Here is a 17,218-nt window from a genome sequence, read left to right on the forward strand (position 1 = left end):
TGTGGCTGTGCACGCTTTCATCGCGACGGGAGGACTGTCAAGGGGTACCCGGCGGGTCGGAAGAACACCTGAGCGTGACCCCAACTGTTAGGACAGTTATCTCTACTGTTAGGACTAATTACGAATCGACAGGGTCCTCGTTACGGTGGGTGCCACGCGGGGGGTGGCAGACGACCGACACGTAGGTACGCAGACGAGAGGCCGCCATGCTGACCGACCCAGCGCGGACCGACGGAAGCCTGGTCGAGCCGGTTGGCCCGGACCACGACTGATGGGAATCGAACCCATGACCACGGTGCCGGCGCTGCTCGACGCCCGCGCCGCGACCGAGCCGGACCGGACCGCCCTGATCGTCGTCGGCCCCGGTGGAGGCGACGGCGCGGCGAACGAGTTGACCTTCGGCCAGTGGCGGGCGCGGGCCACCACGGTCGGGCACGGGCTGCTCGACCGTGGTGTCCGGCACGGTGACCGGATCGGCCTGCTCTTCGACGGCTCCGACTGGGTCGGCTTCGCGATCGCGTACGCCGCGGTGACCTCGATCGGCGCGGTCGCCGTGCCGCTACCCGACCGGGCCACCCCGACGCAGTCACACGACCTGCTCGACCGGTGCGCCGCCACCGGACTGATCCGCACCGCCGACGCCGAAGTGCCCACGCACCAGGGTTGGACGGCCACCCTGGAGGCGCTCCACCACCCGACGGCGGAGCCGGTCGACGTCCCGGTCGGACCGGACGACCTGGCGCAGATCATCTTCACCTCGGGCACCACCGGCCCACCGAAGGGGGTGGCCGCCAGCCACGCCAACCTGACCTTCGGCCTGCTCCCCCGGCCGCGTCACCGCCCACTGGCCCACTCGGCGCACTTTCTGCACGCCTTCCCGATCGGCACGAACGCCGCCCAGACGATGCTTCTGAACGCCCTCGTCGCCCGCCCGACAGCACTGACCCTGCCCCGGTTCGACCCGGAACGGTTCGCCGCGCTCGTCGAGGCGTACCGGGTGGGAACGCTCTTCGTCGTGCCGGCGATGGCGATCGAACTGCTCCACCGGGCGACCCTCGAACGGCACGACCTCTCCAGCGTGCTGCTGCTCGCCTCGACCGCCGCGCCGCTGCCGGTGCCGGTGGCCACCGCGTTGCGCGCCGCGCTGCCCGGCGCGACGATCGTCAACAACTACACCTCCACCGAGGCGGCGCCGGCCCACACCACCCTGGTCTTCGACCCGGAGCGTCCGGCGGCGCTCGGCCGACCGGCAGCCGGCGCGGAACTGATGATCAGTGACCCGGACGGGGTACGGCTGCCACCCGGCGTGGTCGGTGAGGTACGGCTCCGCTCGGGCACCCAGCCACGCAGCTACTACCGGGACCCGACGGCGAGCGCGGCGGTCTTCCAGGACGGCTGGGTACGAATGGGTGACCTCGGCTATCTCGACGCCGAGGGCTACCTGCACCTCGTCGACCGGGAAAGCGACGTGGTCAAGTCCGGCGCGTTCAAGGTCTCCACACCACACGTCGAGTCGACCCTGTACGAGCACCCGGCGGTCGCCGACGCCGCCGTCGTGGGCGTACCACACGCGACCATGGGCACCATGCTCGCGGCGGCCGTGGTCGCCCGGGGGCCGGTCGAACTCGCCGAACTGCGTGCCTTCCTGGCACAGCGGCTGGCCCCGCACGAACGGCCAACCCGACTGCTGCTGGTCGACGCGCTGCCCCGCAACGACGGGGGCAAGGTACGCAAGGCGGAACTGCGCACGCTCTTCACCACCCGCCCGGACCCGGCGGAACCCCCGTCCACACCGCCGGACTCACCGACCGAGATCGCGCTGGCCGCACTCTGGTCCGAGGTGCTCTCCGCCCCCCGGGTCGGCCGCGACGACGACTTCTTCGCTCTCGGCGGGGACTCGTTGCGGGCCACCCAGCTCGCCACCCTCGCCACCGCACGGTTCGGCGTCACGGTGCCGGCCTCGCTCCCCTTCGACGAACCCGTGCTCGGCGGGCAGGCACGCTGGCTGGCCGCCGTACCCGCACCCGATCCGGCGCCTGGGCCGGCACCGGTCGCGCCTTCGGCGGTCGCGCCGCCGGTGCCGCGACCCGGTGACGTGACGGTGCCGTTGAGCGCGCAGCAGGAAAACTTCTTCGGCTGGATGTACGCGACCGAGGAACCCCGCGACGTCGGCCCGGTCAGCGTGGCGATCCGGATCACCGACGAGTTCGACCCCGAGTTGCTGACCCGGAGCCTGCGGCTGCTGGTACGCCGACACGAGTCGCTGCGTACGGTCTTCGACAGCCGGGACGGCACGCACCGGGCGTACGTCCGGGCGGACTGCCCGCCCCGGGTGACGGTCACCCCCGCAGTCGGCCCGGACACCGATGCCCGGCACGCACACGCCGCCACGGTTGTCCGTACCGACCGGGAACACGGTTTCGACCTGGCCAGCGGCCCGCTGGTCCGGGCGGTGGTGGTCCGGCTCGGCGCAGACGACCACGTGCTCGGTCTCGCCGTGCACCACCTCGTCTTCGACGGCTGGTCGATGGGGGTGTTCCTGCGTGAACTGGGGCTGGTCTACTCGGCGCTCCGCGCCGGCCGGCCCGTGGTGCTGCCGCCGCTGCCGGTGCCATACCCGGAGGCGGTCCGCTGGACCCGTGAGCAGTGGCCACGGACCCGCGACTTCTGGTCACGCCGGCTCGACGGGGCGCCAACCGGAATCGACCCGTTTCCGGGTAGGCGGCGGGCGGTCCGGCTGCGCAGCGACTCGCTGGAGTTCCGCCTCGACAAGACCGTCGCCGACCGGCTGCGCGGCTACGCCCGGGACCGGGGCGCCAGCACCTTCATGGTGATCGCGGCGGCCTGGGTGGCGGTGCTGGCCCGGTTCAGCGGTGCGCCCGAGATCGTGCTGATGTCACCGGTGCCGGGCAGGGCCCGACCGGAGTTCGAACCGCTGCTCGGGTGCCTGGTGCAGTCGCTGCTGCTGCGGGTGGACGCCGGTGCCGACCCCACCCTCGACGAGCTGCTGGACCGGGTACGCGGCACCGCGCTGAGCGCGATCGACCACCAGTACTACCCGTACGCCGAGTTCTACCCGCGCTTCCCGAACGCCGCCTGGCTGAGGTTCGAGAGCTGGGGCGGGGTGACCCACTTTCCCGGGCTGGTATCGGAGCCGTTCGAACTGCCGCGCGCCCTCGACGCGGACTGGCCGACCCCGAACGGCGAACCCGATCTGGGCGTACCCGAACTGGCCATGCTCGAACAGCCGGACGGCTCGATCTTCGGCTGGTTGCTGTGGAACTCGTACGCCTTCGACCGATCCACAATGGAGCATCTCGCTGCGATGCTGACCCGACTGGGCGCACAGGTACCGGACCGGGTTGACCGACCACTGTCCCAACTGACGGAGGCGATGTGACGACGGTCCAGTCCCCTCGGCGCAACCGGCACCCGGCCACCACGGCCCAGCACGGGATGTGGTTCACCGAGCAGCTCGGGGTGGCCGGCTCGGCCTACCACATGCCGGTGCCGATCCAGATCGACGGTGAGATCGACGCGCTGGCGCTGATCGACGCGTGCGCCGCGTTGGTGGTTCGGCATCCGGTGCTCGGTTGCGCCTTCGAGGAACACGAGGGTGAGCTTTTCGCGGTGACGGCACCGGTCGGTCCCCGGGTCACGCTCCGCACGGTGCCCGGGCCGGACACCGACGCCGAGGAACCCGATCCGGCGCAGGACCCGTTCGCGGAACTGGTCCGGTCGCAGACGCTGGAGCGGTTCGACCTACGACACGGGCCGCTGGTCCGGTTCACCCTGTTCACCCGTACGCCGGACCGGCACCTGCTGCTGGTCGTCGCCCACCATCTCGTCTTCGACGGCGAGTCGAAGGACATCCTCGTCCGTGACCTCGGTGAGCTGTACCGGGCCTTCGCCGAGGGTCGCACCCCGAACCTGCCGGCGCTGCCGACCTCGTACGCCGAACACGCCGACACGGAACCGGCTCGGCTCGCCGCCAACCTCGCCCCGGCCGCCGCCTTCTGGGCTACGCACTGGCGTGAGCCGGCCCCGGTGCTCCTGCCCGGCCTGCGCCGCCAGCAGGAGACGGCGGAGTCCGGTGCCACCGTCGACCACATCGCCGACCCGTGCCTACGTGCGGCACTCGCCGGCACGGCGGACGCACTCGGCGCGACCCGGTTCGAGGTGCTGCTCGCCGCGTTACGGGCGGTCCTGCACCGCTACGGCAACACCGATCCGACCGTCGCGGTCGACCTCGGCACCCGTACCCCCTCCACCCGCGACTGCATCGGGCTCTTCGTCAACGAGGTGCCACTGCGTGGTACCTCCCGTCCGGGGCAGACGTTCCGTGAGCTGGTCGCCGACACCCGGGCCGACCTGCGCGCCCGGTACCCGTTCCGCGCGGTCCCGGTCGCCCACGCCGTCGCCCGGAACCAGCCCGGTGGGTCGGGGTTCCGGCCGCGCATCGCCCTGGCACCGGTGTCGGTCAGCTACCGCCGCCGGGCGAGCCGACCGCCGTTGGGTGGGCTCACCGCCGACGTGGAATGGATGGCGTTCAACCACACCGCCCGCAACGCGCTGCACCTGCAGGTGCTGGAGAGTCCCGAACAGCTCGCGCTGCGGTTCCAGTACAGCCCGCGCACCCTGGACCCGGCCGATGTACGGCGGATCGCCGCGCACTTCACCACGCTGCTCGCCGCCGCGACCGCCGACCCGCAGGCCACCCTCGCCGATCTGGAGCTGCTCGACCAGAGCGAACGGCAACGAGTGCTGGTCGACTGGGCGCACCCCACGGTGGCGACCGAGCCGCCGACGGCCACCCTGCCCGAATTCTTCGCCGTTGGCGCGGCAACCACACCGGACGCCCCGGCGGTCGTCTTCGGTGATCAAACCTGGTCGTACGGCCGACTGGCGGCGGCGGTGGACCGGCTCGCGGGGCGGTTACGCCGGCACGGCGTCGGCCCCGGCACCCGGGTCGCCGTCCTGGTACGCCGCTCCCCCGAACTGCTGCTCGGTCTGCTCGGTGTGCTCCGGGCCGGCGCCGCGTACGTGCCGCTGGACCCGGACCACCCGGAGGCACGACTGACGGCGATCCTGGCCGACGCGGCTGCGACGCTCCTGCTCACCGACGGCACACCGACCGTCCTGTCACCCACCTGTCCGACGGTCACGCTTACCGACGCGGAAACCGAAGCCGAAGCTGTCGGTGTCGGTGTCGGGGATATCCCCTGGCCCCAGGCCGACGACCTGGCGTACCTGATCTACACGTCCGGCTCCACCGGGCAGCCGAAAGGGGTGCAGATCGCGCACGGGGGCCTGGCGTACCTCCTGGTCGCGATGCGGGACCTGATCGGCACCGGACCCGGCGACGGCTGGTTGGCACTCGCCTCGGTCGCGTTCGACATGTCCAAGCCGGAACTCTTCCTCCCCCTGGTCACCGGCGGACGGGTGGTCCTGGCCGCCGAGTCGCAGACCCGCGACGGCGAGACGCTGTGCCGGCTCGTACGCCAGCACGCGGTGACCCATGTGCACGCGACCCCGTCGACGTGGCGGCTGCTGCTCGATGCCGGGTTCGACGAACCGGAGGTGGTCGGGCTCAGCGGCGCCGAGGCCCTGCCCGTCCCCCTCGCCCGGGAGCTGCGCGGACGCGTAGGCAGACTCTGGAACCTGTACGGGCCGACCGAGGCCACGGTCTGGGCAAGCGGACGGGAGCTGCCCGATCCGGTGGAGTTGACCGGGCTGGGCGAGCCGATCGGCGGCACCCGACGGTACCTGCTCGACGCCCGGCGCAACCCGGTCCCGATCGGTGTACCGGGCGAGCTGCACCTGGGCGGCCCCGGCCTGGCCCAGGGTTACCTGCACCGTCCCGGCCTGACCGCCGCGCACTTCGTGCCGGACCCGTACGGCCCGCCGGGCTCGCGCCTGTACCGCACAGGCGACCTGGCCCGTTACCGGGACGATGGCGAGATCGAGTTCCTCGGCCGGGTCGACAACCAGGTCAAGATCAGGGGGTACCGGGTCGAGTTGGGCGAGGTCGAGGCGCGCCTCGACGCGCACCCGGACGTCGCCGGCTGTGCCGTCGCCCTGCGGGCGGTGGCTGGTGGGGAACCGCGGCTGGTGGCGTACCTGGTCCGGCGGGTCGCGGGTGCCGGGGCCGGCCCGACCGAGCTGCGCCGCCACCTGGCCGGGACACTGCCGGCGTACCTGTTGCCGAACGCCTTCGTCGAACTCGACCGGCTGCCGACCAGCCCGAACGGCAAGCTGGACCGGGGCGCGCTACCCGAGCCGCCGGCCGCGGCACCGACCGGTCCGGACGACGGGCCCGAGGCCGGCGGGGCGTTCGGCCCGGTCGCGGGGTCCGAGTGCGGGCCGGCGGCCGAACACCACGGGCTGGCGCGGGAGATCTTCGAGATCTGGCGGCAGGTGCTGCGGATCGATCGGATCGGGCCGGACGACGACCTGTTCGACCTCGGCGGCCACTCGCTGACCGTCACCCAGATCGCCGCCCGGATGCGCCGGCAGCTCGGGATCGACCTGCCCCTGCACGTCTTCTTCGACACCCCGACCATCGCCGGGCTGGTGGCGGCGGCACAGGCCGACGGCGCGGTGTCCCCCCAACCGGATCCATCCACCATGATTGATCCTTGTGTCCACTGAGGAGGTACGCCGTGCCATCCACCGCCGACCCTGACGCCGGCACGCCGACCACGGCGCCCCCGCCTGACGTACGCGAGAGTGTGGTGGGGCTGTCGCCACAGCGACAGGCACTGCTGGCGCGCCGGCTCGCCCAGCGTGGGATGGCGTCGGCGACCGAGCCGGTCATCGCCCGGTTGCCCCGTACCGGCCCGGAGCAGCGGTTCACCTGTTCGTCAGGACAGCAGCGGATGTGGTTGGCCAACCAGTTCGACCCGGCGGACCCGTCGTTTCACGTGTCCATGTCGCAGCGGATGCGCGGCGACCTCGACGTCGGCGCGTTGCGTCAGGCACTCACCGACCTGGTGACCCGGCACGAGATCCTGCGCACCGTCTACGTCGGCGTCGACGGCACGCCACACCAGATCGTGCGACCACCGACGCCGATGCCGGTGACCGAGGTGGACCTACGGGAGCTGCCGGTCGCCGACCGCGAACCGCGGGCCAGGTCCCTGGCGAGGAACGCCTTCGCCGTACCGTTCGACCTGGCCACCGGGCCGGTGCTGCGGGCGGCGCTGTACCGGCTCGCGGACGACGACCACGTACTGCTGATGACCAGCCACCACATCGCCATCGACGGCTGGTCGATCGGGAACGCCCTGCGGGAGTTGGCCAGCCTCTACCGCTGGCGGCTCACCACCTCGGCCGGGCCGGTCGCCGCCGGGCCGCCGCTGCCCGAGTTGTCCATCCAGTACGTCGACTACGCGCACTGGCAACACGAGTCCCTGGCCGACGGTGAACTGGCCGACGGGCTGGACTTCTGGCGCCGGCAGCTCGCCACCCCACGGGCGAGCGCCGAGTTGCCGATCGCCCGCCGCCCCGAGCCCGACCTCGCCTCCCGCACCGGCACCGGTGGCAAGGTCGGCCTGATGATCGGCCCGGAGCTGCTCGACCGGCTCCGGACGGCAGCCGGCGCGACCCGGGGCACCACGCCGTTCGTCACCCTGCTCACCGGGTTCAAGGCGCTGCTGGCCCGCTACCTCGGGCAGCCCGACGTCACGGTGGGCACGCTCGTCGCCGCCCGGACACACATCGAGCTGGAGCCGCTGGTCGGCTACTTCGCGAACCCGGTGGCGTTGCGCACCCGGCTCGATCCGGAGCTGACCTTCGCCGAGGCGGTGTCCCGAGTACGTCGCACGGTGATCGACGGGTTCGCGTACCAGAGCGTGCCGTTCGACCGGGTGGTGCAGGCACTGGCGCCCCGACGGGAGGCCGGACGGCACCCGTTCTTCCAGGCCGCGCTGATCCTGCACAACTTCTCCACCGGCACACCCGCGGACTGGCCCGGCCTGGACGTGCGGTGGTGGAACAGCGAACTCGACGACATGCTCTTCGACCTGACCCTGGTGGCGGTACCGCAGCCGGACGGCGGGCTGGAGGCGACGTTCTCCTACCGGACCGACGTCTTCGACGCCGCCGACATCCGACGGCTCGCCGAGGGGTTCACCGAACTGCTGGCCGGGATCGCGGCGGATCCCGGCCAGCGCCTGGGCGACCTGCCGCTGCTCACCCCGGAACAGCGGCAGTGGCTGCTGGTCGACCGACAGGGGCCGGTCCGGGAGTCGACGCCGGCGACGGCGACCTTCCCGGCGCTCTGGGCCCGCTCCCGCGACCGCCACCGGGATGCGGTCGCGGTGGCGGCGGCCGACGACGAGCTGTCGTACGCGGAACTCGACCAGCAGGCCGATCTGCTCGCCCGACGGTTGCGGGCCAGTGGCGTCGGCACGGAGACACCGGTCGGCATCTGCCTGGACCGTACGTCGGCGATGCTGGTGGCGATGCTCGGCGTCTGGCGGGCCGGCGGCGCGTACGTCCCGCTCGACCCCGCCTTTCCCGCTGGCCGACTGCGGCTGATGCTCGACGACGCGGGCGTGCGGGTGCTGGTGACCCAGGAGTCGGTACGCGAGCGGATGCCCGACCTCTGCGCCTCGGTCCCCGAGCTGGTCAACCTGGACCGGGGCGAGGAACGGGGTTCGCCGCCCGGGCCGGTGACCGGCGAACTGCCCGACCCCGACCAGCTCGCGTACGTGATCTTCACGTCCGGCTCGACCGGACGTCCCAAGGGTGTGCAGGTCACCCACGGGGCGGTCGGAAACCTGCTGGTGGCATTCGGGGAGTCCCTGGCACTCACCCCGGCCGACCGGCTGCTCGCGGTCACCACCCTCTCGTTCGACATCTCCGTGCTGGAACTGCTGCTGCCGTTGGTACACGGCGCACGGGTGGTGGTCGCCGGCAACGCCGAGGTGGTCGACGGGGCCGCGTTGCAGGCCCGGCTGCGCGACAGCGGTGCGACCGTACTCCAGGGCACCCCGGCGACGTGGCGGATGCTGCTCGCGGCCGGCGAGCTGCCGGTGACCGTACGGCACCGGCTCTGCGGCGGCGAGGCGTTCTCCCGGGAACTCGCCGACCGGCTCGGTGGCGGGGCGCTGTGGAACGTGTACGGGCCGACCGAGACGACGGTCTGGTCCGCCGCCGGTCTGGTCGAACCGGTCTCCGCCCGACCGGTGGCGATCGGGCCACCGATCACGAACACCCGGATCTACCTGCTCGACCATCGGGGCCAGCCGGTGCCGGTCGGGGTTCCCGGCGAGCTGCACATCGGTGGATCCGGTCTGGCCCGTGGTTACCTCGACCGCCCCGGGCTGACCGCGCGGAAGTTCGTGCCGGACCCGTTCGGCAGCCCGCCGGGCGGTCGGCTCTACGCCACCGGCGACCAGGCCCGCTACCTGCCGGACGGGCGGATCGAGTTCCTCGGACGCGGCGACCAGCAGGTGAAGATCCGGGGCTTCCGGGTCGAACTCGGCGAGGTCGAGGCGGTGCTACGGGAGCAGGAGGAGGTACGCGACGCCGCGGTCGCGGCCTGGTCCGATGGGGGCGACGGCGACGCCCGCCTGGTCGCGTACGTGGTGCCCGCCGACGGTTCGGCGACGGACGCCGCACAGTTCTGGGCACTTCTCCAGCCCCGGCTGGCGCTGCGTCTGCCGGGTTACCTGATCCCGGCGACGCTGGTGCCACTCGACCGGCTGCCGCTGACCCCGAACGGCAAACTCGACCGGCCCGGGCTGCCCGCCCCGACCTGGGGCGCGACAGACGCCACCCCGTACGTCCCGGCCGGCGGCCCGGTCGAGGCGGCGATCGTACGGATCTGGGAGGAGGTGCTCGACGTACGACCGGTGGGGGTGGAGACGGACTTCTTCGCCCTCGGCGGGCACTCGCTCCTGGCCGAGCGGGTGCTGGCCCGGCTGCGCGCGTACTTCCAGTTGGCCGCGCCGACCCGGGTGCTCTTCGAGGCGCCGACCGTCGCCGGGCTGGCCGCCGCGTTGATCCGGCTGGAGCCGGTACCTGGACAGGTGACCGCGGTCGCCGAGGTACGGGCCGAGATCGAGGCGATGTCCCCGGAAGCCGTGGCCCGGCTCCTCGACGAGAGCGGGGAGAACGAGAACGGGGAAGACGAGAACGCAGGGCACGAGAGCGGGGACGAGATGGCGTCGGTGGAGGGTGGTGTCGGATGAGCGGGCGCGGTGACGAGCTGCTGGCCGTACTGATGGCCCGGAGGGGCATCACGCTCCACCCGGACCAGAGCGTCCGCCCCGGTCCCAGGGGAGCGGAGTTGCCGCTCTCCCCCGCCCAGCAGCGGATCTGGTTCCTGGACCAGCTCGCCGTGGGCGACTCGGCGTACCTGATGTCGGGCGCGTACCGGCTCGCCGGGGTGCCCGACGTGGCGGCCCTGACCGAGGCGTTGCGCCGGCTGGTCCGGCGACACGAGCCGCTGCGTACCGCGTTCGTCGACCGCGACGGGCGGCCGGCGCAGGTGATCCGGGACGCCGACGACCCACGGGTCGCGGTGGCGCTGCCGGTGCTCGACCTCGATGCGCTACCGGCCTCGGGGAGGGAACGGGGCCTGCTGCGCCTGGCCCGTCACGAGCTGGGCCGGCGCTTCGACCTCGGTCGTCCTCCCCTGGTCCGGGGCACCCTGGTCCGGCTCGCCGAGGACGACCACGTCCTCCTGCTCACGTTCCACCACATCGTCTGCGATGACGTGTCGATCGGGGTGCTCTTCGACGAGCTGGCCGCCACGTACAGCGCACTGGTCGAACGGCGGGAACCCTCGCCGGCACCGCTGCCGGTCCAGTTCGCCGACTACGTACGCTGGCTCGCCGACCGTGACCCGGAGGTGTCGCGGGGGCAGGAGAGCTACTGGCGAGACCATCTCGCCGGGGCGCCGACGCTGTTGGAGCTGCCGACCGACCGTCCCCGTCCGGCGACGGCCGACGCCCCCGGCGGCACGTACGAGTTCGCGTTGCCGGCGGAGTTGGCGGGCGCGGTCGAGCGGCTGCGGCAGGACGCGGACTGCACGCTGTTCATGGTGCTGCTGGCCGCCTTCACCGTCGTACTGGCCCGGCAGAGCGGCCAGTCGGACGTCGTGGTCGGGGTGCCGGCGGCGAACCGTTCGTTGCCCGAGTTGGAGACCATGGTCGGGATGTTCGTCAACACCCTGGCGTTGCGGACCGACCTCTCCGGCGATCCGACCCTGCGGCAGGTGCTGGAGCGCGTACGCCGTACCTGCTTCGGCGGGCTCGGGCACCGGGAGGTGCCGCTGGAGCGGGTCATCGAACTCGCCGCTCCGGACCGCAGCCCCGGACATCATCCCCTCTTCCAGGTCATGTTCGTCCTCCACACCGCCGACGGGGAGGACACCGCGCGGTCCGCACCGATGTCCGGGCTGACCGTGCGACCGGCCGGGATCGGCATCGGGACGGCCCGGTTCGACCTCACCCTGCTCGTCGTCGAGCGGAACGGTCGGCTGACGGGGCAGCTCGACTACCACAGTGGGCTCTTCGAGCGGGGCACCGTACGACGCCTCGCCGACCAGCTCCGGCAGGCCCTGGTGGCGATGACCAGCGAGCCGCAGCGACGGCTGTCGGAACTGACCCTGCTCAGTGAGGCGGAGCGGAATCTGCTGCTCGGCGGCCTGCATCCACCGTCCGGCGACTGCACGGGCGCACCAAACGGATCCGAGGTCGCGGACGAGGGCCTACGTCGCCGCGAGGTCGACCGACCCGGTTTCGCGGACGAACTGGTGGCGGCGCAGGCGGCCCGGACACCGGACGCGCCGGCCGTGTACGGCGACGGCACGGTGCTGACGTACCGGGAACTCGACCGGTGGGCCGACCGGATCGCCCGACAGTTACAGGTCGCCGGTGTCGGTCCGGAGCAGCCGGTCGGTCTGGCGCTGACGGCCGGCCCGGCGGGGATCGCCGGCCTGCTCGGCATCCTCCGGTCCGGCGGTGCCTACCTGCCGCTGGACCCGACCCATCCGCCGGACCGTCTGGCCGACCTGCTCGGTGACTCGGGTGCGACCGTGTTGTTGACCAGCTCTGCGTACGCGAACCAGGTGCCCGACTTCTCCGGCAGGGTGCTCCGGGTCGACCAGGCCGCGACCGAACCGGCCGACGCGCCCGTTGCGCCGGTACGGGCACCCGACCAGCTCGCGTACGTCATCTACACCTCCGGTTCGACCGGCCGACCGAAGGGGGTGATGGTCGGGCACGACACCCTGACCCGACTGGCGCTCTCCTTCCGGGACGTGCACGGTTTCGGCCCCGGGCAACGGATCCTGATGATCCCGCCGCTGACCTTCGACGCCTCGGTCGGCGACGTGTTCCCGGCACTGGTCAGCGGCGCGGCGCTGGTCGTCCACCCGGAACCGGCGGCACTCACCGGACCGGCCCTGCTGGACCTCTGCGTCGAGCAGGGGATCACCGCGGTCGACGCGCCGTCGGCGCTCTGGCAACGCTGGGTCGACGACCTCGCCGGGCACCGGCTCCCGGACGACCTGCCGCTGACCGTGATGATGGTCGGCGGTGAGCGGGTGCCGGCGGAGAAGCTCGCCGCCTGGAAGCACCTCACGGGTGGCCGGGTCGCCTTCTACAACCACTACGGTCCGACCGAGGCGACGGTCTGCGCCACCGTGCACCAGGTGGATCGACCGGACGGTGACGGGACGTCGTGGCCCCGGGGTGACGGTTCACCGCCGGGCGACGGGGGCTCACTGCCGATCGGCCGGCCGCTGCCGCACGTACGGGCATACGTGCTGGACCCGGGTGGTCGGCTCCGCCCGGTCGGCGCCCCCGGCGAGCTTCACCTCGGCGGCGACTGCCTGGCCCGGGGTTATCTCGGGCGACCGGACCTGACCGCGCGGGCGTTCGTGCCCGACCCGTTCTCCCCGGTCCCCGGCGCCCGGCTCTACCGCACCGGCGACCTGGCCCGGGTACGTGGCGACGGAGAACTGGAGTTCCTCGGCCGGGTCGACCGCCAGTTGAAGATTCGCGGACACCGGGTGGAGCCGGCCGAGATCGAGGCCCAACTCGGCCAGCATCCGCTGGTCGGCGAGACCGTGGTGGTCGCCCGCGACCAGCAACTAGTCGGCTACGTCGTGCCCCGTTCGGGTTCTGCCGCGCCCGATCCGGACGAGTTGCGCTCCTTCCTGCGCGGCCGCCTGCCGGATTACCTGGTGCCGGCGGTGTTCGTACCGCTGGAACGGTTGCCGTTGACCGCGCACGGCAAGGTCGACCAGAGTCGGCTGCCGGCGACGGTGACCGCGTCGGTGCACCCGTTCGTGCCGCCGACCACGCCGACCGAGCGACGCCTCGCCGTCATCTGGGCCGAGGCGCTGGGCCGGGACCGGGTAGGTGCCCGGGACGGTTTCTTCGACCTCGGCGGGCATTCGCTGCTCGCCGCCCCACTGCTGGCGCGGATCAACCGCGAATTCGGGGTACGGCTGCCGCTGCGTACCCTCTTCGAGTCCCCGCGCCTGGACGCCTTCGCCACCCTGCTCGACGCCGGTGCACCGGGCGGCGACGCGCGGGCGGTCGGTGACGCCGGGCGGCGGCCGTCGGCCGCTCGTCGGGTAGATCTGCGGGCCGAGGCGGTGTTGCCGGACGACGTCTGTGCCGGGCCGGACTTCCGTCCACCGGCCGACACGGATCCGGGCGCGCCGGCGCACGTGCTGCTCACCGGTGCCACCGGCTTCCTCGGCGCCTTCCTCCTCGACGACCTGCTCCGGCACACCAGCGCCGAGCTGCACTGCCTGGTCCGGGCGGCGTCTGAGCAGGCTGCGGTGGCCCGGGTCGAGCAGAACCTGCGTCGGTACGGGCTGTGGCGACCGGAGTACGCCGCCCGGATCGCGCCGGTCCTGGGTGACCTGACACAGCCGAGGCTGGGGCTTGGCGGGCGGGAGTTCGACGCGCTCGCCGATCAGCTCGACGTGATCTACCACAACGGTGGCGCGGTGCATTTTGTGCATCCGTACGCCCGGTTGAAGCCGGCGAACGTGGACGGCACCGTGGAGGTGCTGCGGCTGGCCGGGCGGGGGCGGGTCAGTGCCGTACACCATGTTTCGACCCTCGGTGTGTATCTCGGCCCGGTGCCGGGGTCACGGACGGTCACCGAGGCCGATCCGCCGTCGCTGCCGGACCGGCTCTGGGGTGGTTACAACGAGAGCAAGTGGGTGGCGGACCGCCTGGTCGACGCGGCGCGGGAGCGGGGGCTGCCGGTGTCGATCCACCGCCCGGCCCGGGTGGCCGGGCACAGCGGCACCGGGGCCGGCAACACCGACGACTACCTGAGCCGGTTGTTGAAGACGTTCACGCAGGTGGGCGCGGTGCCGGCGCTCGCTCACGGGGAGGATCTTGCGCCGGTCGACTACGTCGCCGCCGGCATCGGCCACCTCTCCCGTCGCGCCGGCACGACCGGCCACGACTTCCACTACTACAACCCACGGACCATCGGGTACGACGAGATCGCCGAGGTGCTGCGCGAGCGGGGTTACCCGGTGCGGTTGGTGCCGTACGAGCGGTGGCACGCCATGGTGGTCGAGGCGTCGGAGGGGCCGGGCGGTACGGCGCTCGGGCCGTTCGCGGCGACGTTGCCGCCGACGATGGGTCCACGGGACCATCCGATCTTCGACTGCACCGGCACCCAGGCGGCGGTGGCGACGGGCGGGATCCACTGCCCGGCGGGCGACGCCACGCTGCTGCGCCGGTACGTGGACTTCTTCGTCCGTACCGGGTTCCTGCCGGAGCCCGGCTGACGGGTTCTCGTCGGCGGGTCGGCGCGACCGTGGACCGGGTTCGTGAGGACTTGCACCTGACGTCACGGCAGGTCCTAGCGTTGCGGGCGTGATCGGGAAAGACAGTGCCACGCGTCGGTGGAGCATCGGTGAGGTGGCTCGGGCGAGCCGGATGACCGTGCGCACCCTGCACCACTACGACGAGATCGGTTTGCTGCGCCCGAGCGAGCGCACCGCCTCCGGGCACCGCCGTTACACCGGGGATGACGTACGGCGGCTCTACCGGGTGCGGGCGCTGCGGACGCTCGGGCTGTCGTTGGAGGAGATCGCGGGCGTGCTCGCCGATTCCGGCGGCGACCTGGCGGCGATGCGCGAGTTGTTGACGACCCAGTTGCACGGGTTGGAGGCGCACGCGGCGCAGGTCCAGCGGCTCACCCAGCAGCTACGCGGCTTGCTGGGGCAGCTCGACGACGCGGCGATGCCCGATCCGGACCAGTTCATGACGACCCTGGAGATGATCTCTGTGTTCGAGACCTCGTTCAGCACCGAAGAGCGCGAAGAGCTGGCCCGGCGCCGCGCCGACCTCGGCCCGGCGGCCGTCGAGGCAGCCAAGACCGAATGGGCGGGGCTGGTGGAGCGTCTGCTCCGGCACGTCCAGGACGGCACGCCCGTCAACGACCCGCAGGTACGCGACCTGGTCGGTCGGTGGGACGCGCTGGCGAACCGGTTCCACGCGGACGGCGCGGCGGGTGAGCGGACGAAGGCGACCGCACAACGGGTCTGGGGGGCCAACAGCGAGGAGATCGGCCAGAGCCTGCCGTGGCCGGTGGAGCGGATGCGCGAATTGGTCGACTACCTGGCAAGGGTCCGGCAGGCGGGCTGATCCCTGCCGGCAACCTGCGAACGGGCGGCGGCGTGCGACCCCGGGTCGGTTCACCCGTGGTCGCACGCCGCGCGTACTCGTCCGCGTCAGCGGACCACCCCGATACCGGTGAACGACCGGTCGTACTCGGTGAACGACTGGTTGTTGTACGGCGCGTAGATCCAGGTACGCAGCGAGTTGGCCGCCGTGTCGATCTCCACCAGGCGTACCGGGTTGGTGGTGTTGGAATGGAACGTCTGGAGGAACGTGTAGATCTTGTTGCCGTTGACACCGGTGTCTACCCGGTTGCCGGCGACACCGACGTGACCGGAGAAGACGAACCGGATGTTGGCGTACTGCTTGACCAGGTTGTCGAAAAGATACTGCGGGCTGGTCGCGCCGTACGACGCGCTCTGCTCGATGTTGCCGTTGCCGTCGATGTAGTCGTGCGTGACGACGATGACGTTGTGCCGGGGGTGGGCGGCGACGACGTTCTTGGCCCAGGTGACGGCCTCGACCCGGGGCCAGAGTTCGAGGGTCAGCACCATCCACTGCACGCCGCCGGCCTCGAAGGTCGAGTACGAGTTGTCGACCTTGCCGGTCTCGAACTGTCCCCTGACCGCGCCGTACTGGCTGACGGTGAAGTACTGGTTGAACACGGTGGTGTCGCGGACGAGTTCCCGGGTGCGGGCGGGGTCGCGGGCCGAACCGCCGACGCCGGTCGCCTGGGTGTCGTGGTTGCCGATCGCCAGCGCGTACGGGATGCCGGCGGTCTCGATCGGGCGCATCGCGTTGCGGGCGATCACGTACTGGGAGTGGTCGGGGGTGTCCCAGTTGACCACGTCACCGGAGGAGGTCACGAAGCGCAGGTCCAACGCGGACCGGTTCTGCACCAACCAGTCCGTGCGGTTGCGGAACCGCGCGTCGGTGCCGCTCAACACCTCCTGCTGGGTGTCCGGCATGACGGCGAAGCTGAACCTGGTGTCGGTGGTGCCGGGAGTCTCCATCCGCGCGTACGCGATGTGGACGTTGCGGTCGCAGGGCTCGGCGCGGAAGTCGTTGACGAACTGGATCTTCACGTTGTGCTGGCCGGCGCCGACCGCCGTCCCGACCGGGTAGGTGCCGTAGCTGGCGGCGCTGACGATGGTGGTCTGGCCGACGCTGACGCCGTCGACGGTCACCTTCACGGTCGGCCAACCCTGGCAGTTCTCGCCGATGGCGCCGATCAGCACCCGGCCGGAGCCGGTGATGCTGGTGGTGGCGTAACTGGAGTTGCCCCAGAGCGAGGCGTGGGTGCCGGAGGCCGGTACGGGAGTGCCGGTCGCCGTACGGATCGCGCCCTCCACGACGGTGAACTGGGAGGGCTCGGCGGCGTTCGCCGTACCAGTGACGATCACTCCCCCGGCGACCGCGACCACCGTCGCCGCAGCAAGCGCGACGAGCGCGGATCTGGATTTCCTGATACGCACCGCAATACCCTCCCTTGACGGCATACGCCCATGACCTGGGCATATGCAGCGTAAGGAAGCTCAGTACGACATATGTAAATCCCTCAAGGACACTTCGGGTACCCGAGCTGTACTCCACATTTCGGATAC

The 17,218-nt window shown here is 71.9% G+C and carries 6 protein-coding genes; 5 read left to right on the plus strand and 1 reads right to left on the minus strand.

Annotated elements, in window-relative coordinates; translation table 11 throughout:
• Positions 1 to 286: 286 nt before the first annotated feature.
• The 5 genes from ACIBF5_RS29535 to ACIBF5_RS29555 all read left to right on the plus strand — a co-directional run bounded on the left by ACIBF5_RS29535 (position 287) and on the right by ACIBF5_RS29555 (position 15,641).
• Positions 287 to 3,400: an AMP-binding protein gene (locus ACIBF5_RS29535; RefSeq protein ID WP_396816206.1), complete on the plus strand. Its 3,114-nt coding sequence runs from the start codon at positions 287 to 289 to the stop codon at positions 3,398 to 3,400.
• Positions 3,397 to 6,651, plus strand: a complete 3,255-nt coding sequence (locus tag ACIBF5_RS29540; protein ID WP_396816207.1) for an amino acid adenylation domain-containing protein — start codon at positions 3,397 to 3,399, stop codon at positions 6,649 to 6,651. Before ACIBF5_RS29535 ends, ACIBF5_RS29540 begins: the two co-directional genes overlap by 4 nt.
• An 11-nt stretch (positions 6,652 to 6,662) precedes the next feature.
• Positions 6,663 to 10,199, plus strand: a complete 3,537-nt coding sequence (locus ACIBF5_RS29545; RefSeq protein WP_396816208.1) for an amino acid adenylation domain-containing protein — start codon at positions 6,663 to 6,665, stop codon at positions 10,197 to 10,199.
• Complete coding sequence (locus tag ACIBF5_RS29550; protein WP_396816209.1) at positions 10,196 to 14,779, plus strand: amino acid adenylation domain-containing protein; 4,584 nt, start codon at positions 10,196 to 10,198, stop codon at positions 14,777 to 14,779. The genes ACIBF5_RS29545 and ACIBF5_RS29550 overlap by 4 nt, the downstream gene beginning before the upstream one ends.
• An 88-nt stretch (positions 14,780 to 14,867) precedes the next feature.
• Positions 14,868 to 15,641, plus strand: coding sequence for a MerR family transcriptional regulator (locus tag ACIBF5_RS29555; RefSeq protein WP_396816210.1), 774 nt, complete (start codon positions 14,868 to 14,870; stop codon positions 15,639 to 15,641).
• Between the two features lie 86 nt (positions 15,642 to 15,727).
• Here ACIBF5_RS29555 and ACIBF5_RS29560 read toward each other — a convergent pair whose 3' ends face one another.
• Complete coding sequence (locus ACIBF5_RS29560) at positions 15,728 to 17,089, minus strand: carbohydrate-binding domain-containing protein (RefSeq protein ID WP_396816211.1); 1,362 nt, start codon at positions 17,087 to 17,089, stop codon at positions 15,728 to 15,730.
• Between the last annotated feature and the right edge of the window lie 129 nt (positions 17,090 to 17,218).

The organism is Micromonospora sp. NPDC050417 (assembly GCF_044458865.1).
GTDB lineage: Bacteria > Actinomycetota > Actinomycetes > Mycobacteriales > Micromonosporaceae > Micromonospora_G.